This is a genomic window from Burkholderia sp. AU33423, from assembly GCF_002223135.1.
GTDB classification, from domain to species: domain Bacteria; phylum Pseudomonadota; class Gammaproteobacteria; order Burkholderiales; family Burkholderiaceae; genus Burkholderia; species Burkholderia lata_D.
This window is the reverse complement of sequence record NZ_NKFH01000005.1, coordinates 452,492-474,629: the sequence shown is the minus strand read 5'-3', so window position 1 is coordinate 474,629 and position 22,138 is coordinate 452,492. Positions and strand designations below refer to the sequence as shown.

General features: G+C 67.2%; 22 protein-coding genes and 1 tRNA gene. 10 read left to right on the top strand and 13 right to left on the bottom strand.

Translation table 11 applies throughout. The features are described from left to right. Window positions 1-60: 60 nt before the first annotated feature. The 6 genes from CFB50_RS14730 to CFB50_RS14700 all read right to left on the bottom strand — a co-directional run bounded on the left by CFB50_RS14730 (window position 61) and on the right by CFB50_RS14700 (window position 5,384). A complete protein-coding gene (locus tag CFB50_RS14730) occupies window positions 61-390 on the bottom strand; it encodes a hypothetical protein (protein ID WP_144020656.1) in 330 nt (109 codons plus the stop codon). 18 nt (window positions 391-408) lie between these two features. Further along, window positions 409-783 carry a hypothetical protein gene (locus CFB50_RS14725; RefSeq protein ID WP_089446340.1) on the bottom strand — a complete coding sequence of 125 codons (375 nt, stop codon included), beginning with the start codon at window positions 781-783 and terminating at the stop codon, window positions 409-411. A gap of 168 nt (window positions 784-951) precedes the next feature. Continuing rightward, window positions 952-1,028, bottom strand: a tRNA-Met gene (locus CFB50_RS14720). A gap of 158 nt (window positions 1,029-1,186) precedes the next feature. Beyond that, a complete protein-coding gene (locus CFB50_RS14710; protein WP_069248773.1) occupies window positions 1,187-2,845 on the bottom strand; it encodes an MFS transporter in 1,659 nt (552 codons plus the stop codon). A gap of 236 nt (window positions 2,846-3,081) precedes the next feature. Next, window positions 3,082-4,638 carry a sensor histidine kinase gene (locus CFB50_RS14705; RefSeq protein WP_089446338.1) on the bottom strand — a complete coding sequence of 519 codons (1,557 nt, stop codon included), beginning with the start codon at window positions 4,636-4,638 and terminating at the stop codon, window positions 3,082-3,084. 17 nt (window positions 4,639-4,655) lie between these two features. Further along, entirely contained in the window at window positions 4,656-5,384 is a 729-nt protein-coding gene (locus CFB50_RS14700) for a response regulator transcription factor (RefSeq protein WP_041492943.1), read from the bottom strand. Between the two features lie 186 nt (window positions 5,385-5,570). Between CFB50_RS14700 and recA the strand changes: the two genes are divergently transcribed. From recA to CFB50_RS14655, 9 genes are all read left to right on the top strand, one after another. Next, window positions 5,571-6,644, top strand: a complete 1,074-nt coding sequence (recA, locus tag CFB50_RS14695) for a recombinase RecA (protein ID WP_089446337.1) — start codon at window positions 5,571-5,573, stop codon at window positions 6,642-6,644. Next, window positions 6,644-7,513 carry a recombination regulator RecX gene (gene recX / locus CFB50_RS14690; protein ID WP_089446336.1) on the top strand — a complete coding sequence of 290 codons (870 nt, stop codon included), beginning with the start codon at window positions 6,644-6,646 and terminating at the stop codon, window positions 7,511-7,513. Before recA ends, recX begins: the two co-directional genes overlap by 1 nt. Window positions 7,514-7,659: 146 nt before the next feature. Continuing rightward, window positions 7,660-8,268, top strand: a complete 609-nt coding sequence (locus tag CFB50_RS14685; protein WP_089446335.1) for a DUF2889 domain-containing protein — start codon at window positions 7,660-7,662, stop codon at window positions 8,266-8,268. 68 nt (window positions 8,269-8,336) lie between these two features. Beyond that, window positions 8,337-9,503, top strand: coding sequence for an ADP-forming succinate--CoA ligase subunit beta (gene sucC / locus CFB50_RS14680; RefSeq protein ID WP_011353083.1), 1,167 nt, complete (start codon window positions 8,337-8,339; stop codon window positions 9,501-9,503). 69 nt (window positions 9,504-9,572) lie between these two features. Then, the gene (gene sucD / locus CFB50_RS14675) at window positions 9,573-10,454 is read left to right on the top strand and encodes a succinate--CoA ligase subunit alpha (RefSeq protein ID WP_006477916.1); all 882 of its coding nucleotides are present in this window, start codon (window positions 9,573-9,575) and stop codon (window positions 10,452-10,454) included. Window positions 10,455-10,610: 156 nt separating this feature from the next. After that, a complete protein-coding gene (locus CFB50_RS14670) occupies window positions 10,611-11,315 on the top strand; it encodes a TerC family protein (RefSeq protein WP_089446334.1) in 705 nt (234 codons plus the stop codon). A 97-nt stretch (window positions 11,316-11,412) separates the two neighbouring features. After that, window positions 11,413-12,009: a pilin gene (locus CFB50_RS14665; protein WP_069248768.1), complete on the top strand. Its 597-nt coding sequence runs from the start codon at window positions 11,413-11,415 to the stop codon at window positions 12,007-12,009. Window positions 12,010-12,162: 153 nt separating this feature from the next. Further along, window positions 12,163-13,941, top strand: coding sequence for a PglL family O-oligosaccharyltransferase (locus CFB50_RS14660; RefSeq protein WP_089446694.1), 1,779 nt, complete (start codon window positions 12,163-12,165; stop codon window positions 13,939-13,941). 453 nt (window positions 13,942-14,394) lie between these two features. Next, entirely contained in the window at window positions 14,395-14,745 is a 351-nt protein-coding gene (locus tag CFB50_RS14655) for a TonB family protein (protein WP_089446333.1), read from the top strand. Between the two features lie 146 nt (window positions 14,746-14,891). Here CFB50_RS14655 and moaC read toward each other — a convergent pair whose 3' ends face one another. Further along, window positions 14,892-15,380: a cyclic pyranopterin monophosphate synthase MoaC gene (gene moaC / locus CFB50_RS14650; RefSeq protein ID WP_089446332.1), complete on the bottom strand. Its 489-nt coding sequence runs from the start codon at window positions 15,378-15,380 to the stop codon at window positions 14,892-14,894. Between the two features lie 270 nt (window positions 15,381-15,650). Here moaC and CFB50_RS14645 point away from each other — a divergent pair, with 270 nt between their 5' ends. Further along, window positions 15,651-17,345, top strand: coding sequence for a M48 family metalloprotease (locus tag CFB50_RS14645; RefSeq protein WP_089446331.1), 1,695 nt, complete (start codon window positions 15,651-15,653; stop codon window positions 17,343-17,345). A gap of 39 nt (window positions 17,346-17,384) precedes the next feature. Here CFB50_RS14645 and CFB50_RS14640 read toward each other — a convergent pair whose 3' ends face one another. From CFB50_RS14640 to CFB50_RS14615, 6 genes are all read right to left on the bottom strand, one after another. Next, complete coding sequence (locus tag CFB50_RS14640; RefSeq protein ID WP_089446330.1) at window positions 17,385-17,972, bottom strand: DUF2946 family protein; 588 nt, start codon at window positions 17,970-17,972, stop codon at window positions 17,385-17,387. Next, window positions 17,965-19,002 (bottom strand): hydrolase, encoded by a 1,038-nt coding sequence (locus tag CFB50_RS14635; RefSeq protein ID WP_089446329.1) that lies wholly within the window; start codon window positions 19,000-19,002, stop codon window positions 17,965-17,967. The genes CFB50_RS14640 and CFB50_RS14635 overlap by 8 nt, the downstream gene beginning before the upstream one ends. Window positions 19,003-19,036: 34 nt before the next feature. Next, window positions 19,037-19,483 carry a nuclear transport factor 2 family protein gene (locus CFB50_RS14630; protein WP_006749968.1) on the bottom strand — a complete coding sequence of 149 codons (447 nt, stop codon included), beginning with the start codon at window positions 19,481-19,483 and terminating at the stop codon, window positions 19,037-19,039. Between the two features lie 115 nt (window positions 19,484-19,598). After that, window positions 19,599-20,636: a lipopolysaccharide heptosyltransferase II gene (waaF, locus tag CFB50_RS14625; protein WP_041492938.1), complete on the bottom strand. Its 1,038-nt coding sequence runs from the start codon at window positions 20,634-20,636 to the stop codon at window positions 19,599-19,601. A 148-nt stretch (window positions 20,637-20,784) separates the two neighbouring features. Further along, window positions 20,785-20,979, bottom strand: a complete 195-nt coding sequence (locus CFB50_RS14620; protein WP_006749970.1) for a zinc-finger domain-containing protein — start codon at window positions 20,977-20,979, stop codon at window positions 20,785-20,787. A gap of 50 nt (window positions 20,980-21,029) precedes the next feature. Continuing rightward, window positions 21,030-21,953, bottom strand: a complete 924-nt coding sequence (locus tag CFB50_RS14615; protein ID WP_083265912.1) for a branched-chain amino acid transaminase — start codon at window positions 21,951-21,953, stop codon at window positions 21,030-21,032. Window positions 21,954-22,138 lie beyond the last annotated feature (185 nt).

Here is a 22,138-nt window from a genome sequence, read left to right as displayed (position 1 = left end):
TGCGCTCGGTTCTTCGCAGCGGGGGGCGGTGTGCGTGATTGGCCGCGCGGATGGCGCCGGTCAGGACGGCAGTATGCCGATGCGCGGATTCAGGCACGCGTAGACGAGGCTGAAGGCGAGCAGTGCGAACAGCAGCGACGTGACGATTCGGGCGGCCGTGCGGGTGCGCTCGATCCGGATGAAGAGCGTGCCGCCGACGAGCATCAGCGCCACGCCGACGTAGAAGCTGTTGGCGAAATCGCCCGGGTCGCGTTCGACGAGGCTGTCCGCGAAGCTCATGTAGTCGTAGCTCAGCAGGCGATGCAACTGGTCGGGCGTCGACAGGTTGACGAACGTGCCGGCGACGAACACGAGCCCGATCAGCGTGAGCAGCGTGGCGATGACGATCATGATGCGCCGCTTCATCGGTCACCCCACGTTGTAGAACGCCTGGATCTGCGCGTTGACGAGCACGATCAGCATGACGAAGGCCCAGCCGAGCACGAGCGCGAAGCGCCTGCGGCTGCGATGGGCGTCAAGTGCAAACAGCGCGGCCATGGCGTTGAGTGAGGCCAGCGCCAGTACGTAGAAGCGGCTGGCGAACAGGTCAGCCTCGGGGATCGCGCGGTCGACGTGATTGAGCCAGTGATAGGTGATCGGTTTGAGGGCGAGGCCTTCGCTGATCACGGCGGGGTCGAGCAGGCGGGAGAGCGTCGGCGCACCGGCACCGGTATAGCAAAGCGCGACCGCCGCAAGGGCGAGGGCGGCGGTGCGCCATGTTTTGTCGGGGATGCTCGGAATCATCGGGTGACGTCGGCCGTGTACTGGACGGCGTCATTGTGCCTGCGAAGCAGGGCGGTGTTGATGCGCGACCGAGGCGGCGCGAAGGTCGGCTCGTGAAAGCGGAACCGGCGCATCGGAAGATGCAAATGAAAAAGCCGCTGTTCCTTTCGAAACAGCGGCTCTCGCATTTGGTGGCGAATCAGGGATTCGAACCCCGGACCTGCGGATTATGATTCCGTCGCTCTAACCGACTGAGCTAATTCGCCGAAGACTTGAATTATGTCGATCGGACGGTCGGCTGTCAATACCTTTTTCCATCTTTCCCGAAAAAAGTTGCCGGCGGCCCGTGCCGGCCTTCATGGCGGGCGGGAGCCGGTCCCCGGAAGGCGACTTTCCGCCGACCGTCCCCGCTGCGCACCCGCCATCAATCCTGCGCGTAGATGTTCGAGTCCTTCGTCTCCTTGACGAACAGCAGGCCGATCACGAACGTGGCCAGCGCGATCACGATCGGATACCAGAGGCCCGAGTAGATGTTGCCCTTCGCCGCGACGATCGCGAACGCGGTGGCCGGCAGGAAGCCGCCGAACCAGCCGTTGCCGATGTGATAGGGCAGCGACATCGACGTGTAGCGGATCCGCGTCGGGAACATCTCGACCAGCATCGCCGCGATCGGGCCGTAGACCATCGTCACGTAGATCACGAGGATCGTCAGGATCACGATCGTCATCGGCCAGTTGAGCTGCGCCGGGTCGGCCTTCGCCGGGTAGCCGGCCGATTTCAGCGTCGACGCGAGCGTCTTGTCGAACGCCGCGCCCTGCGCCTTCGCGTCGGCTGCCTTGCCTTCATAGGCGGGGATCACCGTGTCGCCGACCTTGATCTGGGCCGTCGCGCCAGCCGGTGCCGCGACGTTCTCGTAGTTCAGGCCGGCCTTCGCGAGCGCGCTCTTTGCGACGTCGCACGAGTTCGTGAACTTCGACGTGCCCACCGGGTTGAACTGGAACGAGCAGGCGGCCGGATCGGCGATGACCGTGATCGGCGCCTTCTGCGTCGCGACCTCGAGCTGCGGGTTCGCGTAGTGCGTGAGCGCCTTGAACAGCGGGAAGTAGGTCAGTGCCGCGATCAGGCAGCCCGCGAGGATGATCGGCTTGCGGCCGATCTTGTCCGACAGCGAGCCGAAGAACAGGAAGAACGGCGTGCCGATCAGGAGTGCGATCGCGATCAGGATGTTCGCACTCGCACCATCCACCTTCAGCGTCTGCGTGAGGAAGAACAGCGCGTAGAACTGGCCCGTGTACCACACGACGGCCTGGCCGGCGGTCAGGCCGACGAGCGCGAGGATCACGATCTTCAGGTTCTTCCACTGGCCGAACGCTTCGGTCAGCGGCGCCTTCGACGTCTTGCCTTCCGCCTTGATGCGCAGGAACACCGGCGATTCGTTCAACTGCAACCGGATCCACACCGACACCGCGAGCAGCAGGATCGACGCGACGAATGGCACGCGCCAGCCCCAGCTGCCGAACGCTTCCTCGCCGATGAGCGTGCGGATGCCCAGGATCACGAGCAGCGACAGGAACAGGCCGAGCGTGGCGGTCGTCTGGATCCACGCGGTGTAGAAGCCGCGACGGTTGGCCGGCGCATGCTCGGCGACGTAGGTCGCCGCGCCGCCGTACTCGCCGCCGAGCGCGAGGCCCTGCAACAGCCGCATCGCGATGAAGATCACGGGGGCGGCGATGCCGATCGACGCGTAGCCGGGCAGGAAGCCGACCACGAACGTCGAGAGGCCCATGATCACGATCGTCACGAGGAACGTGTGCTTGCGGCCGACGAGGTCGCCGAGGCGGCCGAACACGATCGCACCGAACGGCCGCACCGCGAAGCCGGCCGCGAAGCCGAGCAGCGTGAAGATGAAGGCGGCGGTTGGATTGACGCCGGAGAAGAAGCTCTTGCTGATGTAGGCCGCGAGCGAGCCGGCCAGGTAAAAGTCGTACCACTCGAACACGGTGCCGAGCGACGACGCGAAGATCACTTTCTTCTCTTCGCCCGTCATCGGCGAGTGGGAAATTTGCCCGCCTAACGTTGCCATGAGTCGTCTCCAAGTCCCTTGATATAGATGTGCGGCCGCCTTGGGTGGACGGGCCTGTCGAGGATTATTGGTACGGAAACTTACGGCCGACTGACTCGCGCGTGCAAAACGACTGCAGGTTAACCCGCGCCGAATCGATTGTTTCGTGCGCCCATCGTGGCGCGAAGTGCTTTGAACTTCTGGTAAATCTCAGATTTTGACCCAGTCGGGGCGTGCTGCGGCGGCGCACGTCAGGGTTAATCCGGGGCGGTTTCGGCCAGCGGCAAGCTGACGCGCACGAGCGTGCCGGCGAGGCGCGGTGCGTGCTGGTACACATGATCGTCGAGCGTCAGCGTGCCGCCGTGCTGCGTGGCGATCTCGCGCACGATCGCGAGTCCGAGGCCGCTGCCGTCGCCCTCGCGGCCGAGGATCCGGTAGAAGCGCTCGACGACGCGCTCGCGTTCGGCGGCCGGGATGCCCGGCCCCGTGTCCTCGACTTCGAGATGCACGAGTCGCGCCGCGGGCTCGGCGCGCACGCGCACCGTGATGCGGCCGCCGTCCGGCGTGTAGCGGATCGCGTTGTCGATCAGGTTGCCGAGCATCTCGCGCAGCATCACCGGATTGCCGTCGACGTCGAGCGGCGTGTCGTCCGTCGAGTCCGGCGGGCCTTCGTAGCCGAGATCCATCCGTTTCGCGAGCGCGGCCTGCACCCAGTCGCGCACCGCGCGCCGCGCGAGCGTGGCGATCTCGACCGGCTCGAACGTCAGCCCGCTCGCGCGGTTCTCGGCGCGCGCCAGCGCAAGCAACTGCGTGACGAGCCGCGCGGCCTGCTCGGAGCTCGTCGCGATCTGCTCGAGCGAGCGCTGCACGTCGGGCGGGACGGGGTGGCGCAGCGCGAACTCGGCCTGCGTGCGCAGGCCCGCGAGCGGCGTCTTCATCTGATGGGCGGCGTCGGCGATGAAGCGCTTCTGCAGCGCCATGTTCTGTTCGAGGCGGGCGAGCAGGTCGTTGAACGACGTGACGAGCGGCTCGATCTCGGGCGGCGCGCGCTGCGCCTCGACCGGCGACAGGTCGTCGGGCCGCCGCGCGCGGATGTGCGCCTGCAGCGCGTTGAGCGGCGCGAGCCCGCGCGACAGCCCGAACCAGACCAGCAGGATCGCGAGCGGCAGGATCACGAACTGCGGCAGGATCACGCCCTTGATGATGTCGTTCGCGAGCGCGTTGCGCTTGTCCAGCGTTTCGCCGACCTGCACGAGCACGGGCTGCGGGTTGCCCGATTGCGGCAGCGCGACCGTCGTATACGCGACGCGCACGTCGTTGCCGCGCAGCAGGTCGTCGCGGAACATGACGACGCCTGGCGGCGGGCGGTCCTCGTCGCGCGGCAGCGGCATGTCGGCTTCGCCCGCGACCAGCTCGCCGCGTGTGCCGAGCACCTGGAAGTACACGCTGTCGACGTTGTCCGCGCGCAGGAAGTCGCGGGTCTGCTCCGGCAGCGTCAGCTCGGCGACACCATTCACCGGATGGATCTGCCGCGCGAGCACATAGGCGTTGGTCTCGAGCGCGCGGTCGAACGGGCCGTTCGCGATCGTCTTCGCGACCAGATAGGTGACGGCGATGCTCATCGGCCACAGCAGCAGCAGCGGCGCGAGCATCCAGTCGAGGATCTCGCCGAACAGCGAGCGCGGGCGCGGCGCCTCGGGCGCATCGGTTTCGTCGGGCGGCGCGAACGGGTTCTCGTAGCGCGCGTCGCGCGCTTCGTCGGCGGCCGACGACGGCGCGCCGGTCGGGGGGCGGGTATGGGCCGGCGTGGCCATCGCGGCGACGCCCGGGTTCAGCGCAGCGGCGTGCCGGCCACCGCGGGCTGGGGCGCTGCCGTGTCGGCCGGCGCGGCGGGCGCGACCTTTTCGAGGCAATAGCCGAGGCCGCGCACGGTCGAGATTCGTACGCCGCTGGGTTCGATCTTCTTGCGCAGCCGGTGCACGTAGACTTCGATCGCGTTGTTGCTGACTTCCTCGCCCCACTCACAGAGATGGTCGACGAGCTGCTCCTTCGACACGAGCCGGCCGATCCGCTGCAGCAGCACCTCGAGCAGGCCGAGCTCGCGGGCGGAGAGGTCGAGCACGTGATCGTTCGCATACGCGATCCGGCCGACCTGGTCGAACGCGAGCGAGCCGTGGCGCACGACGGTCGGGCCGCCGCCCGCGCCGCGCCGGGTCAGCGCGCGCACGCGCGCCTCGAGCTCGTTGAGCGCGAACGGCTTGGCCATGTAGTCGTCGGCGCCGAGGTCGAGCCCCTTCACGCGCTCGTCGACGCTGTCGGCGGCCGTCAGGATCAGCACGGGGAGATTGGAATTGCGGGCGCGCAGGCGCTTGAGCACGTCGAGCCCGGGCATTTTCGGGAGCCCGAGATCGAGGATCAGCAGGTCGAATGTCTGCATCGACAGCGCGGTATCGGCGTCGACACCGGTCTTCACGTGGTCGACCGCATAGCCCGATTGGCGGAGTGACCGGGTGAGGCCGTCCGCGAGTATGCTGTCGTCTTCCGCGATGAGAATTCGCATGGTGCTGACCGATGGCCGGCGGGGCGTTCGCGCCGGCCGGCTGTCTCCGAAGTTATTCGTGTACAACGCTCTGCATTGCGGGCTTGCACAAAACACTGTTTTTTTATACAGTGTCTGCATTCGTGGGCAGCGCTTGAAAGTGGCGCGCCTCTAACAGACGCTGCTCATCATAGCAAAGGACGATTCATGGAAGATAGCAAGAAGGGCTCCGGGATGACCGCCGAGAAGAGCAAGGCGCTGGCCGCCGCGCTTGCCCAGATCGAGAAGCAGTTCGGCAAGGGCTCGATCATGCGCATGGGCGACGGCGAGGCGGCCGAGAACATCCAGGTCGTGTCCACGGGCTCGCTCGGTCTCGATATCGCGCTCGGCGTCGGCGGCCTGCCGCGCGGCCGGGTGGTCGAAATCTACGGCCCGGAATCGTCCGGTAAAACCACGCTCACGCTGCAGGTCATCGCCGAACTGCAGAAGATCGGCGGCACCGCAGCCTTCATCGACGCCGAGCACGCGCTCGACGTCCAGTACGCGTCGAAGCTCGGCGTGAACGTGCCGGAGCTGCTGATCTCGCAGCCGGACACCGGCGAGCAGGCGCTTGAAATCACCGACGCGCTGGTGCGCTCGGGCTCGATCGACATGATCGTCATCGACTCGGTCGCGGCGCTTGTGCCGAAGGCCGAAATCGAAGGCGAGATGGGCGATTCGCTGCCGGGTCTGCAGGCCCGCCTGATGTCGCAGGCGCTGCGCAAGCTGACCGGCACGATCAAGCGCACGAACTGCCTGGTGATCTTCATCAACCAGATCCGGATGAAGATCGGCGTGATGTTCGGCAACCCGGAAACCACGACGGGCGGCAACGCGCTGAAGTTCTACTCGTCGGTGCGTCTCGACATCCGCCGGATCGGCTCGATCAAGAAGAACGACGAGGTGATCGGCAACGAAACCCGCGTGAAGGTCGTCAAGAACAAGGTGTCGCCGCCGTTCCGCGAAGCGATCTTCGACATCCTGTATGGCGAAGGCATTTCGCGTCAGGGCGAGATTATCGATCTCGGCGTGCAGGCGAAGATCGTCGACAAGGCCGGCGCCTGGTACAGCTACAACGGCGAGAAGATCGGCCAAGGCAAGGACAACGCGCGTGAATTCCTGCGCGAGAATCCGGAAATCGCACGCGAGATCGAGAACCGCATTCGCGAATCGCTTGGCGTGGTCGCCATGCCCGATGGTGCAGGCCAGGACGAAGCCGAGGCGATGGACGAAGAAGAGTGATGGTCGGGCGCCGAGGTCAGGCTGGCGAGCCGGAGGAGAGCGACGTGCCCGAAGCGGCGGGTCGCTCCGGCCGGCGAGCCGGATCCTCGGACGCCGATCGGCGGGGCGCAGGCAGCGATGCCGCGAACCGCACCGCGACGAGGGCATCCGACGATGCCCTCGTTTCGTTTGAGATTGCCGCACCGGACGATCCGTTCGACGACGATGAATCGTTCGACGCGCACGACCGCTCCCGCCGTCGTGTTTCCGGTGTCAGCTTCCCGGGCGATCGCGCAGCCGATGCATCGGCGCCGGCCAGGGAGGATGTTTATACGCGCAGCAGTCAGCATCCGCGCCGCACACGTCGCGCGCCGGGTGCTTCTTCCAGCACGTCATCAGGTGACGCCCCGGGCGCTACCGAGCGCAAGTCATCGAAGCCTCAGCGATCGCTGAAGGGCCGCGCGCTCGGCTATCTATCCCGCCGTGAATACAGTCGCACGGAACTCGCGCGCAAGCTCGCGCCCTACGTCGGCGAAGACGAGTCCGTCGACCCTGTGCTCGATGCGCTGGAAAAGGAAGGCTGGCTGTCCGATGCGCGCTTTGCCGAGAGTCTCGTGCATCGTCGCGCGTCGCGTGTCGGCGTCGCACGCATCGTCAGCGAGCTGAAGCGTCATGCGGTGGGCGACACGCTCGTCGAGGAGGTGAATGCCCAACTCCGCGAGACCGAATGGGCGCGTGCGCAGGCGGTCTGGCGCAAGAAATTCGGTGCACTGCCGCAAACGCCGGCCGAGCGTGCGAAGCAGGCGCGTTTTCTCGCCGCACGCGGCTTCTCGAGTGCGACCATCGTGAAGTTGCTGAAGGTCGGCGACGATTTCCTGATCGACGACTGACCGCGCCGATCGCGCGCGTGGCGCGCGATTTTGCTGCAACGCAACCGCTTCCGGACAGGCGGGAATACCCGCCGTCGCGTCCACCTGTCTCAAATACCCAATATGCTAAAATCCACGGGTTTTCCTCTTCGGCCTCAACCTCCAGCATGCCGCTATCCGAGCCCGTGCCCCGTCAGTTGCGACATCAACGCGCAATCCGAGCGGAAGCTTACGAGCGCGGCGACGGCTTGTGGGACATCGAAGCCTGCCTGACCGACCACAAGCCGCGCGATGTCGCGCTTGCGTCGGGCATCCGGCCCCAGGGCCTGCCGATCCACGAACTCTGGCTGCGCGTGACTATCGATCGTGACCTCAATGTCGTCGACGCCGAAGCGTCTTCGGAATGGGTTCCCTATCCCGGTCACTGTCAATCCGCCACTCCCGCCTATCGGGCCCTCATCGGGCTCAATCTCTTCCGCAATTTCCGCCGCAACGCGAACCGGCTGCTCGCCGGCGTCGCAGGCTGCTCCCATCTCACCGAACTGTGCGCCGTGCTGCCGACGGCAGCGATCCAGGCGTTCGCCGGTGACGTGTGGAACGTGCGCGAGGAGGGGGGCGAAGGGCCGGATCATGACGGCGTGCACGACGAAGCGCCTTTCCAGCTCGGCCGCTGCCGGGCGTTGCGGTTCGACGGCGAGATCGTGCGGCAGTACTACCCGCGCTGGTATGGCGCGAGCGGGCCGGACGTGCCCGGTGAAGGCAGCACGAAGGAATGAACGGAAATCATTCGAAGAAGCGTCTAAAGCGACTTTTCATCCAACTCTCAGACTGAAGGGAATCACGCATGAAGATTCACGAGTACCAGGGTAAGGAAATCCTGCGGAAATTCGGAGTCGCGGTACCGCGCGGCAAGCCGGCGTTCTCGGTTGACGAGGCCGTCAAGGTGGCAGAAGAGCTCGGCGGCCCGGTATGGGTCGTGAAGGCTCAGATTCACGCAGGTGGCCGTGGCAAGGGCGGCGGCGTGAAGGTGGCGAAGTCGATCGAGCAGGTTCGCGAATACGCGAACCAGATCCTCGGCATGCAGCTCGTCACGCACCAGACCGGTCCGGAAGGCCAGAAGGTCAACCGCCTGATGGTCGAAGAAGGCGCCGACATCAAGCAGGAGCTGTATGTCAGCCTCGTCGTCGATCGCGTGACGCAAAAGATCGTTCTGATGGGTTCGAGCGAAGGCGGCATGGACATCGAGGAAGTCGCCGAAAAGCACCCGGAACTGATCCACAAGGTCATCGTCGAGCCGTCGACGGGCCTGCTCGACGCGCAAGCCGACGACCTCGCCGCGAAGATCGGCGTGCCGGCTGCTTCGATTCCGCAAGCACGCGCGATCCTGCAAGGCCTGTACAAGGCATTCTGGGAAACCGACGCATCGCTGGCTGAAATCAACCCGCTGAACGTCTCCAGCGACGGCAAGGTCATCGCACTCGACGCGAAGTTCAACTTCGACTCGAACGCGCTGTTCCGCCACCCGGAAATCGTCGCGTACCGCGACCTGGACGAAGAAGATCCGGCTGAAATCGAAGCGTCGAAGTTCGACCTCGCGTACATCTCGCTCGACGGCAACATCGGCTGTCTCGTGAACGGCGCAGGCCTGGCAATGGCGACGATGGACACCATCAAGCTGTTCGGCGGCGAGCCGGCGAACTTCCTGGACGTCGGCGGTGGCGCGACGACCGAGAAGGTTACCGAAGCGTTCAAGCTGATGCTGAAGAACCCGGACCTGAAGGCGATCCTCGTGAACATCTTCGGCGGCATCATGCGCTGCGACGTGATCGCGGAAGGCGTGATCGCCGGTTCGAAGGCCGTGAACCTGAACGTGCCGCTCGTCGTGCGCATGAAGGGCACGAACGAGGACCTCGGCAAGAAGATGCTGGCCGATTCGGGCCTGCCGATCATCTCGGCGGACAGCATGGAAGAAGCTGCGCAGAAGGTCGTCGCGGCAGCCGCAGGCAAGTAAGCGCGCGCTAATGAACACGCATGGCGGCGCGGTTCATACGCGACGCCAATCGAACAGAGGTCAAAATACATGTCGATTCTGATCAACAAGGACACGAAGGTCATCACGCAGGGCATTACCGGCAAAACCGGTCAGTTCCATACGCGCGCCTGCCGTGAATACGCAAACGGCCGCGAAGCATTCGTCGCGGGCGTGAACCCGAAGAAGGCCGGCGAAGACTTCGAAGGCATTCCGATCTACGCAAGCGTCAAGGAAGCGAAGGCAGAAACCGGCGCGACCGTGTCGGTCATCTACGTTCCGCCGGCAGGCGCAGCGGCTGCGATCTGGGAAGCGGTCGAAGCCGACCTGGATCTCGCGATCTGCATCACGGAAGGCATTCCCGTGCGCGACATGATCGAAGTGAAGGACCGCATGCGTCGCGAAGGCCGCAAGACGCTGCTGCTCGGGCCGAACTGCCCGGGCACGATCACGCCGGACGAACTGAAGATCGGCATCATGCCGGGTCACATCCACCGCAAGGGCCGCATCGGCGTCGTGTCGCGTTCGGGCACGCTGACGTATGAAGCGGTTGCGCAGCTGACGGCACTCGGCCTCGGCCAGTCGTCGGCAGTCGGTATCGGCGGCGACCCGATCAACGGTCTGAAGCACATCGACGTGATGAAGATGTTCAACGACGATCCGGATACGGACGCAGTCGTGATGATCGGCGAAATCGGTGGTCCGGACGAAGCCAATGCGGCAGAGTGGATCAAGGACAACATGAAGAAGCCGGTGGTCGGCTTCATCGCTGGCGTCACGGCGCCTCCGGGCAAGCGCATGGGCCACGCCGGCGCGCTGATCTCGGGCGGTGCGGATACGGCCGAAGCGAAGCTGGAAATCATGGAAGCGTGCGGCATCACCGTCACGCGCAACCCGTCGGAAATGGGCCGTCTGCTGAAGAAGGCGCTGTAATATTTCCACCTGGGTTCGTCCTGCAGAAAACGCCGGCTTTGCCGGCGTTTTTTGTTATGCTCGCGCAATGAATTCGTAAGCACCGGGCATGCATCGCGCATGTGCCGGCAATGAACCGGGTCGCCCGCCGGCGGCCGCCGTCCTGCCCGTCACGCCATGCTCGAATTCCTCACGTCGCTCCACTGGGGCGCCGTTCTCCAGATCGTCATCATCGATATCCTGCTCGGCGGCGACAACGCCGTCGTGATCGCGCTCGCATGCCGCAACCTGCCCGCGAACCAGCGGCTGCGCGGCGTCATCTGGGGCACCGCGGGGGCGATCCTGCTGCGTGTCGCGCTGATCACGTTCGCGGTCGCCATGCTCGACATGCCGTTCCTGAAGCTCGGTGGCGGGTTGTTGCTGCTGTGGATCGGCATCAAGCTGATGGCGCCGGTCGAGGGCGCGCACGACGACGTCAAGCCGGCCAGCCGGCTGTGGGACGCCGTGAAGACGATCGTGATTGCCGATGCGGTGATGAGCCTCGACAACGTGATCGCGATCGCGGGCGCGGCCGAACAGGCCGACCCGTCGCACCGGATCGCGCTCGTGATCTTCGGGCTCGTCGTCAGCGTGCCGATCATCGTGTGGGGCAGCACGCTGGTGCTGAAGCTGCTCGACCGTTTCCCGATCTTCGTGGCATTCGGCGCGGGCCTGCTCGGCTGGATCGCGGGCGGGCTGATCGTGAATGACCCGGTCGGCGACCGCTGGCCGGTGCTCGATACGCCGGAGGTCCTCTACGGCGCGAGCATCGCGGGCGCGCTGTTTGTCGTGGCGATCGGTTACACGCTCAGGAAGCGCCGCGACGTACCACACGCGCACTGACATTGGCCGTCCGGCCGACTGCCGGATTCACGGCCCGCTGGCTACGATCGAGACGCCTGCCTTTATCGGCAGGCGTTTTTCGTTTCCGGAGCCTGCCATGTTCGAAGCCTTTTCCGTTTCCCTGTTCCGTCGCGTCGCCGCCGATCTGCGGCGCGCGAACCGGCCGTCGCCGCGCTGGCGGCCGGCCGGCTTCACGCTGATCGAACTGATGATCGTGCTGGCGATCGTCGGTGTGATCGCGGCCTATGCGATTCCCGCGTACCAGGATTACCTCGCGCGCTCGCGCGTCGGCGAAGGGCTCGCGCTTGCGTCGTCCGCGCGGCTCGCCGTTGCAGACAACGCCGCAAGCGGCGCGAGCCTCGACGGCGGCTACAGCCCGCCGGCCGCGACCCGCAACGTCGAATCGGTTGTGATCGATGGCGAGACCGGCCAGATCACGGTCGCGTTCACCACGCGCGTCGCCGCGGCCGGCACCAATACGCTGGTGCTCGTGCCGTCCGCGCCCGACAAGGCCGACGCGCCCACCGCACGCGTGCCGCTCAAAAAGGGCGCGATGCAGGCCGGCGCGATCGCGTGGGAGTGCTTCGCCGCCGGCAAGGGGGCGTCATCACTGCCCGCGCCGGGGGCCGGGCCACTGCCGGGCGAAGCGGCGACGCTGCCCGCGAAATATGCGCCGGCGGAGTGCCGCGCGTAGCGCCGGTGGCGGAGCAGGGCGGCGCGGGCGGCATGCCGGCCGCCGCTTCAGCCGGCCGAAGCCTTCGCACCGCGTCGGGTCGTGGCGCGAAGGCTCCGCACAGAGGGGGGAAAGTTTTGTATAGTGCGCCGGTTGCTGACATCCGGTTCGCTCATGCCTTCTACTTTTTCCCGTTCGTTGCCGCTCGTTGCGCTGGCTGTCGCCCTGATCGTGCCGTACGCGATCACGAATCACACGTATCCGATCCCGACCTTCTATTCCGAGTTTTCCGCGCTGGTGCTGTATCTGCTGGTGGGGGTGTCCGTCGTGCTGCTCGCGCGCACGGGCCGCCCGGCCGAGCCGTTTGCGGCGCCGGCCGCGTTCGTCGCGCCGCTTGGGTTCGCCGTGGTGCTCATCGCGCAGGTGGCGCTGATCCCGCTCAAGGTGCCGTCGATGAACTGGCTGGCGGTCGGCTATCTCGCCGCCGCGCTGGTCGCGATGCAGGCCGGCTATGCGCTCGCGCGCGACGGGCTGGCCGAGGCCGTGTCGCGGATGATGGCCGGCGCGCTGCTCATCGGCGGCGTGTTCGCGGTCGGAACGCAGATCGTGCAGTTGTTCCACCTCGAGTCGGCGCTGTCGCCGTTCGTCGTGGTGTACAACATCGCGGTCGATCGCCGTCCGTACGGCAACATGGCGCAGGCGAACCATCTGGCCAGCTACATCGCGTTCGCGCTCGCGGGCGCGCTGTATCTCGTGCAGACGCGCCGGCTCGCGGTATGGGCATGGCTCGCGCTGTCGATCGTGCTGTCCGTCGGTCTGGCGCTGACGGTGTCACGCGGGCCGTGGCTGCAGGTCGCGGTGATGGTCGTCGCGGGCTTCTGGATGGCGTGGCTCGAATCGCGCCGCGCGCCGGGCAATGCGCGTGCGTGGGCGATTCCGGTCGTGCTCGCGGTGGCGTTCATCGCGGTGAACGTCGCGGTGCGCTGGGCGAACGTCCACTATCACCTGGGTCTCGCGGAATCCGCGGCCGACCGGATGCGTGACGCGGGGCAGATCGCGCCGCGCCTCGCGCTGTGGAAGTACGGGCTCGCGATGTTCCGCGAACATCCGCTGCTCGGTGTCGGCTGGGGCGAATTCCCGTCGCACCAGTTCGCGCTCGTGCGCTCGCTCGGCGGCGTCGAGATCGCGAACAACTCGCACGACATCTTCATCGACCTGCTCGCGAAATCCGGCCTCGTCGGCCTGGGCGTGCTCGTCGTCGCGCTCGTGACGTGGTTCGTGCGTGCGGTGCGCGCGCCGCAGTCGAGCATGCGCGTGTTCGGCTTCGCGCTGATCGGCATCCTGCTGATGCACGCGCTGGTCGAGTATCCGCAGCAGTACATGTTCTTCCTGTTGCCGGCCATGTTCGTGATCGGGCTGCTCGAGGTGAAGTCGCTGCGCATCCTGCCAGGGCGTGCGGCGTTCGGGCTGTTCGCGGTGCTGTCGGTCGGCGGCGTGCTGGCGGCGGTGCCGGTGCTGCGCGACTACCAGCGCGCGGAAGTGCTGTATTACGGCAGCGATCCGGCTGCGCAGTACCGCGATGCGCCGTCGCTGCTGTTCGGCGCGTGGGGCGAATACGGTGCGGCCACGCTGCTCCCGATTTCGGCGGACGACCTGCCGGCCAAGCTCGCCGCGCATGAGCGCGCGATCGCGCTGTTGCCCGGCGAGACGGTGCTGCGCCGCTATGCGGTGCTGCAGGCGTTGGCCGGCCGCGAGGCCGACGCGCTCGACACCGTCGCGCGCCTGCACGTGTTTGCGAAGGAGTTGAAGGACTGGCCGCAACAACTGGCCGCGCTGTACAAGCTGTGCGATCAGCAGCCGGCGCTGAAGCCGTTCAAGGCGGCGGTCGTCGCGAAATACGGCGAAGTGCCGGCCGATGCGGCCGACGACGAGGACGACGACGATTCGGATTGATGCGCGCAGCACCTGCCGGAACGGGGAATTCCGGCATGTGCCGCGCCGTGACGGAGCAGCGGTGCGCGTCCGGCGTCAGCGCCCGGCGCAACCCGGCGAATCCGGCCGCGCATCGATTACCTCGCGGATTGCATGGATTCCGGCTGAAGACCCGGCGATTCGCGTCAACCATTGTCAAATTGCCGCCGCTCGCCGGGCTGGGCGTGCACAATGCGCGAAAGCGCTAGCGTGCCGACCCGTGTGAGGCGAGGGCAGCGCGAACACAGGCAACACCCCGGCCACCCGGGAAGTCCGCCATGCAGGATCGCGGCCGAGCATCGATCGGCCGTGCGGCCGTAACGGGGCGCCGGTCCGATGGCCGCGGCGCAGTGTGATGCATGCAATGCGGCCGGGCGACGTGTTCCGGTGCGCGGCGCGTGTGTCCGGAACAGTGCTCAAGAACGATATTCGACCATGGCTATTCGCTCGACCTACCTGATCCTGCCCGCCGTCGCGATGCTGTTTTCCGGCTGCGCGATGCTGTCGTCGTCGCAGGAAAGCAAGCTGACCTGTCACATTCCACGCGCCGTCTATCCGGATACCGCGAAGCCGCTCACGCGCCCGGCGACCGTGCTCGTGCGCGCGCTGATGACGACGTCCGGCGAAGCGCAAAACGTCACCGTGACGACGAGCAGCCGCAATGCGGCGGCCGATCGCGCGGCCGTCGACGCGATGACGCACGCGAGCTGCGTGCAGACGGGCGCGACCGCGAACCCGTTCCTGCTGACCCAACCGTTCGTGTTCGAGCCGCAGCGCGGCCAGTGATGCGTGAGGGGGGCGGCCCGCACACGGGTTGTCGTCCGGTTTCGTTCCCTGTTGGCCACTTCGTGGTGCATGGCCGCCGACTGTCGACGCATGCGGTCGCTACGGCCGACGATGCCCCGGTGAACGGCTGCTGTTGATGTGGGTGCTTAACCCGCCGTATCTTCCGCCTTCCAGTCCCCCGACTTCCCGCCGCGCTTCTCGCGCACGCTCACGTCGGTGATCACCATCCCGCGATCGACCGCCTTGCACATGTCGTAGACGGTCAGCAGCCCCACCTGCACGGCGGTCAGCGCTTCCATCTCGACGCCGGTGCGCCCGAACGTCTCGACCTGCACGACGCATTGGACGCCCGGCAGCGCGTCGTCGAGTTCGAACTCGACGGCCACGCGCGTGAGCGCGAGCGGATGGCACAGCGGGATCAGGTCGGCTGTGCGCTTGGCGCCCTGGATGGCCGCGATGCGCGCGACGCCGAGCACGTCGCCTTTCTTGGCCTTGCCGTCGCGGATCAGCGCGAACGTGGCCGGCAGCATCCGGATCGTGCCGCGCGCGATCGCGATGCGTTGGGTTTCCTGCTTGCCGCCGACGTCGACCATGTGCGCATGGCCGGCGGCGTCGAAATGGGTGAGTCCTGACATGTCTTCCTCTAGTGGAACGGCGTGCGCGAGCACGTCCCGCGATCGCGCATCGCGATTGGCCGGGGCATCGAATCCCGTCTCTGCGCCCCGATCCGATCCAACGGTTCAACGGGCGCCTATCATAGCAGTGGCATTCGCGGCGCCGGGTATGCAGATGGCGCCGATGCCGCACGGGACAGTCACGTTGCCGCCGGTACAATGACCCGAATATTCAGACCAAACGCCGCGATGCGCGCCCGGCGCGCGGGACGGCGTCGTTTTCATCCTGCCATGCGTGTCAAACAGTTGCTTGCCGTGTCGCTGTCGGTGGCGCTCGCATTGCCGCCGAGCGGCCATGCGCAGAGCGCGTCCGCGCCGCCGCTCGAATCGGCGGCCGGTGGCGCCCGGTCGATTTCCACCGTGCCGTCCGGCATCGCGGCCGGCGTGTTCGGCACGTACGGCGGCGCGGAGAGCCGGTTTTCGGATACGGGTGGCGCGTCCGCGCCCGCCGCGAGCCTGCGTGCGCCGCTTCGCTCGCTGGAACTGCCCGACCTGGGCGACGGTTCCGGCGGGTCGCTGACGCCGCAGGCCGAGCGCCGGCTCGGCGAGCGCGTGATGCGCGAAGTGCGGCGCGATCCCGACTATCTCGACGACTGGCTCGTGCGCGACTACCTGAACGCGATGGCGGCGCGGCTCGCGGCCGCGGCGGCCGCGCGCTTCATCGGCGGCTACACGCCGGACTTCGACCTGTTCCCCGTGCGCGATCCACAGATCAACGCGTTCTCGATGCCGGGCGGCTTCATCGGGATCAACAGCGGGCTCGTCGTCACGACACAGACGGAGTCGGAACTCGCATCGGTGGTCGGCCACGAGATGGGGCACGTGCTGCAGCGGCACATCGCGCGGATGATCGGTGCAAACGAGAAGACCGGCTATACGGCGCTCGCGACGATGCTGCTCGGCGTGCTGGCAGGCGTGCTCGCGAGAAGCGGCGACCTCGGCAGCGCGATCGCGGTGGGCGGGCAGGCGTATGCGGTGGACAACCAGCTGCGCTTCTCGCGTTCGGCCGAGCGCGAGGCCGATCGCGTCGGCTTCCAGCTGCTCGTGGGCGCGGGCTACGACCCGTACGGGATGCCGGGCTTCTTCGAGCGGCTCGACCGCGCGTCGATGGGCGATGCGGGCGTGCCGGCGTACGCGCGCACGCACCCGCTGACCGGCGAGCGGATCGCCGACATGGAGGATCGCGCGCGCCGCGCGCCGTACCGGCAGCCGCGCCAGTCGCCCGAATACGGGTTCGTGCGTGCGCGGCTGCGCGTCCTGCAGAACCGCGCGCCGACCGACATCGCGGCCGAGGCGCGGCGGATGCAGTTCGAGATCGACGATCGCACCGCGCCGAACGTCGCGGCGAACTGGTACGGCATCGCGCTCGCGGATGCGCTGCTCGGCGAATACGACGCGGCCGGCAAGGCGCTCGCGTCGGCACGCAGCGCGTTCGACGCGCGCGAGCGGCGCGAGGACGATCCGGCGACGAGCTCGCCGAGCCTCGACGTGCTGGCCGCCGACATCGCGCGCCGCGCGGGGCGGGCCGACGACGCGGTGCGGCTCGCGGCGCTCGCGCAGCGACGCTGGCCGGCGTCGCACGCGGCGATCGTCGCGCATCTTCAGGCGCTGATCGCGGCGCGCCGTTTCGCGGAAGCGCAGGTGCAGGCACGCGCGCAGGCGAAGGCCGATCCCGAGCAGCCGGACTGGTGGGACTATCTCGCGAAGGCGAGCGACGGCAAGGGTGACCTGCTGGCGCGGCGCCGTGCGCTCGCGGAGAAGCTCGCGCTCGACGGCGCGTGGCCGTCGGCGATTCGCCAGCTGAAGGAAGCGCGCGACGCGAAGGACGTGTCGTTCTACGAGCAGTCGATGATCGGCGCGCGGCTGCTGGAATTCGAGGCGCGCTACAAGGAAGAGCGCGAGGACGAGAAGAACGGCCGCGGGTAGCGGCCGATACACGGGAAGCGCGCGCGAGGCCGCTGCGGGTCAGTTGCCGCTGTCAGCTGTATTGCGGGCCTGTTGCGCCGGGCTTGCGACGTAGCCGAACCGCGTGGGCACGTCCGCACCGACGATGCTGCCGAGCGGCAGCGTGCGGCCGTTGCGCCAGCGCAGCACGGGCGGCGCGGCATCGAAATCGGCGTGATCGGCGAGCAGCCCGAGGTCGTGATCGTGCAGCGCCGCGATGCGCGGCGGCGTGCCGGCCGCGCGAAACAGCACGCCGCCTGCGTCGTCGAGCCAGGCTTCGTCCGGTTCGAACGGCGCGCCGGTCTGGTCGGTGAGCGTGAGCTGCCCGTCGCGCTCGGCGAGCCGGACGACCCACGGCGTATAGGCGAGCTCGACGTACACGCGCTGCGGCCCGTTCTGGAAGAACCACTGGCCGTGCGCGTCGCATTCGTAGTTGCGGCCGATGAACGCGTTCAGCGCCGCATGCCGGATCGGCGAGCCGAGCTCGCCGGCCGCCTGGGCCGCGTCGTCGCGCAGCCGCCATTCGCCGCGCCGGTCGAGCAGCAGCCAGCCCGTACAGTGCGGCACGTTCGGCCATTTGGCGAGGGCCTGCCTGACGATGTCATCCATGGTCGACGAATTGGGAGCAATAGCCGAACACCCGCGCCGACAGCCAGTCGAGGCGGCCGGGGAACGGCCCGGTCATGAATCCCGCGTGCCCACCCGCCGCGGGCTGGTCGAGTTCGACGGCCGGCGATACGTCGGCCGGGCCCGGCAATGCCGATTCGGGCAGGAACGGGTCGTTGCGGGCGTTGAGGATCAGCGTCGGCACATCGATCGCGGGGAGCAGCGGCCGCGTGGTCGCCTTGGTCCAGTAGTCGTCCGCGTTCGCGAAACCGTGCAGCGGCGCGGTCACGACCTCGTCGAAGTCGCGCATCGTCACGGCCTGCAGCATTGCTTCGCGGTCGAACAGCCCCGGGTACTGGTCGAGCTTCGCGAGTGCCTTGCGCTTGAGCGTCTTCAGGAAGCTGCGCGTGTAGACCATCGCAAAGCCTTGCGACAGCGCGCGTCCACCGGCGTGCACGTCGATCGGCGTTGAGATCGCGGCGGCCGCCCGCAGGATCGACGTGTCGCTGCGATGCTCGCCGAGCCAGCGCAGCAGCACATTGCCGCCGAGCGACACACCGGCCGCGACGAGCGGCCCGCGATGCTGCGCGGCAAGCCGGCGCAGGATCCAGTCGACCTCGGCACTGTCGGCGAGATGGTAGAAGCGCGGCTGGCGGTTGATCTCGCCGCTGCAACTGCGAAAGTGCGGCACGACGGCATGCCAGCCCTTCGCGCGCGCGGCGGCCATCATCGCGAGCGCGTAGTGCGAGCCGGAGCTGCCCTCGAGGCCGTGGAACAGCACGAACAGCGGCGCATCGGGCGCCGGCGCGGCGCTGTCGAGATGGGCGACCCAGTCGAGATCGATGAAGTCGTGGTCGGGGGTTTCCCATCGCTCTCGTCGGTAAGCGACGACCGGACGCCGCGCGAACAGCGCGGGCACGATGGTTTGCGCATGGCTGTTGGGCAGCCAGCGTGGTGCGCGATAGCGCAGTATGTCGTCGTCGGGGGCCGGGGCCCCGGTCAGCGGCGAGGTGGGCGGAGAAGCCGTACTCATGATCGCCCCGCGTATGCGTTGCTTCGTCTTTTCGTCAGTGCAGCGGACCCTGCCCATGACGGATCTTCGCGGCGAATTGTCCGGCCGCTTGTTCGGGAATCGGGCTCGCGTGAATATGCGCGATGCGCCACTCGCCACGTTCGTGAATCATCACGTACGTCGCGAAAACCATGTCGGGTTCGGCCGTCAGGTCGGCCTGCTGATGCGCTTCGGCGATCGTATAGACGACCGTGCCGAGGCTGTCGTACACGCGGATGTCGAGCGGCTCGATCGTCACGGGGCGCGTGGCGAGCCGGTTGGCGAGCCCGCTGCGGATCTGGTCGAGGCCATGCAGATGCTCGCCGTCCGCCCATACGCAGCTGGCGAAATCCTCGTCGATCCACAGTCCCAGCAGCGCGTCGAGATTGGCATCGGCGACGGCCTGGTAGTAGGCGTTCAGCGTATCGGCGGCGGCTTCGAAGAGGCGGGCAAAACGTGGCATCGGGGTTATCTCTCGCGCGCGTCGCGCGCCGTATTCAGCACGGCGGCCCGGATGGAGCCGCCGTACACCGGTGAATCGGATTGCCCGGCGCGCCGTGCGACGCTGCCGGCCAGGGTCAGCGCTGCCCGACGAGCATGCCGCGCAAATCGCCGAATACCTGCTCGGGACCGAGTTCGCGCAGGCACTTCAGGTGGCCGAGCGGGCACTCGCGTTCGAAGCAGGGACTGCATTCGAGATGAAGCCATTGTACCTTCGCCAGGTCCGACAGCGGAGGGGTGTGGCGCGGATCGGTCGATCCGTACAGCGCGACGAGCGGCCGGCGTAGCGCGGCGGCAACGTGCATCAGCCCCGAATCGTTGGTGACCACCGCGTTCGCGCGCGCGATCAGCGCGCACGCCTCCGACAGCGACGTCTGGCCGCACAGGTTGCGCACGTTCGGTGCGTGGTCGGCGATCGCCTGCGCGGCTGCGGCGTCCTTCTGCGAGCCGAGCGCGACGATCTGCGTGTACGGGAACGACTGATGGACGATGGTGGCGAGCGATGCGAAGTGCTCGGGCGGCCAGCGCTTGGCCGGGCCGTATTCCGCGCCCGGGCAGAACACGACGAGCGGCTTGCGCGTATCGAGATTGAAACGTGCGGAAACGCGCGCCGTCTCGTTGAGATCGGCGTCGAGGCGCGGCGCGGGCAGCGTCTTCATCGACTCGGGCAGCTTCGCGCCCGGCGCATACGCGAGCGCCGCGTAGTGGGTCGTCATCGGCGGCCGCTCGCCCGATTTGTCCGGGTTCGCGTGCCGCACGTTCAGCAGCCCGTAGCGGTGCTCGCCCGTGTAGCCGACCCGCAGCGGGATGTTCGCGAGCCACGGGATCACCGCGGATTTCAGCGAATTCGGCAGCACGTACGCCGCGTCGTAGCCGACGTCGCGCAGGTCGCTCGCGAGCTGCCAGCGGCGCAGCAACTGCAGCTTGCCGTGCGCGAGATCGGTCGCGTAGACATCGTGGATCTCGGGCATCCGCTCGAGCACGGGCGCGACCCACGAGGGCGCGACGGCATCGATCGCGATGCGGGGATGGTTTTTCTTCAGCAGCGCAAAAAGCGGCTGTGCCATCAATGCGTCACCGATCCAGTTCGGTGCGATAACCAGCGCTCGACGCATCAGGTCGACTTCCGATGTCGTAATGAAGCACGGCGCTCAGGCGCCGCGTTCGGGTTGCCAGAATGGAGAACGGCGGCGCGCCGGCAATCCGGCGGCGCCGCCTGGGTGGGCGGCGGCCTGCATCCGCCTGCAGGCCCGGCCGCCGGGGTCAGTGGCCCTTGACGACCTCGCCGTCACGCAGCTTGTAGCGCGTGCCGCAGTACGGGCAGCGCGCTTCGCCGTGCGAGACGTCGATGAAGACGCGCGGGTGGGCGCTCCAGCGCGCCATGGCCGGGTTCGGGCAGTACGCGGGAAGATCCTTGGCCGTCAGCTCGACCAGCGGCATTTCCTTGATTTCACTCATGAGACTTTCTCTTATCACTCTTTTGTGGGGCGGTCGGTGGCGCGGTGCGCTCAGACCTTCGTCAGCCAGTTCGCGTACTTCGCGTTCTTGCCCGACACGATATCGAAAAACGCCGACTGGAGCTTTTCCGTGACGGGGCCGCGCGCGCCGCTGCCGATCGTGCGGTTGTCGAGCTCGCGGATCGGCGTGACTTCAGCGGCCGTGCCGGTGAAGAACGCCTCGTCGGCCGTGTAGACCTCGTCGCGCGTGATGCGCTTCTCGATCACCTCGATGCCGGCGTCCTTCGCGAGCGTGATGACGGTATCGCGCGTGATGCCGTCGAGGCACGACGACAGGTCGGGCGTGTACAGCTTGCCGTTGTTCACCAGGAAGAAGTTCTCGCCGGAGCCTTCCGACACGTAGCCGTCGACGTCGAGCAGCAGCGCTTCGTCGTAGCCGTCGGCGGTGGCTTCCTGGTTCGCCAGGATCGAGTTCACGTACCAGCCCGACGCCTTCGCGCGCACCATCGACACGTTCACGTGGTGGCGCGTGAACGACGACGTCTTCACGCGGATGCCTTTCGCGAGGCCTTCCTCGCCGAGGTACGCGCCCCACGGCCAGGCGGCGATCGCGACGTGGATCGTGTTGCCCTTCGCGGCCACGCCGAGCTTTTCCGAGCCGACCCAGATGATCGGGCGCAGGTAGCACGACTCGAGCTTGTTCTCGCGCACGACTTCAAGCTGCGCGGCTTCGAGCGTTTCCCGGTCGAACGGCACGTCCATCTGGAAGATCTTCGCCGAATTCAGCAGACGTTTCGTGTGCTCGTACAGGCGGAAGATCGCGGTGCTGCCGTCGGCCGACTTGTACGCGCGCACGCCCTCGAAGACGCCCATGCCGTAGTGCAGCGTGTGGGTCAGGACGTGGATCTTGGCGTCGCGCCAGTCGATCAGCTTGCCGTCCATCCAGATCTTGCCGTCGCGGTCGGCCATTGACATAGATTTCTCCTGGGATGCGGTTGTATGCAGCGTTGAGCCGGAAAGACGCGTATTTTAGCGTCATTTGAAGGCGATCCGGTCGGTCGGCGCGGGGCCGGCGCTATAATCGCCCGGTACCGATTCCAATAACGACGGGTCGTACCGGCAGGAGGCGCCGGCGCCCCGACGAACCGCCCGCTGCGGCC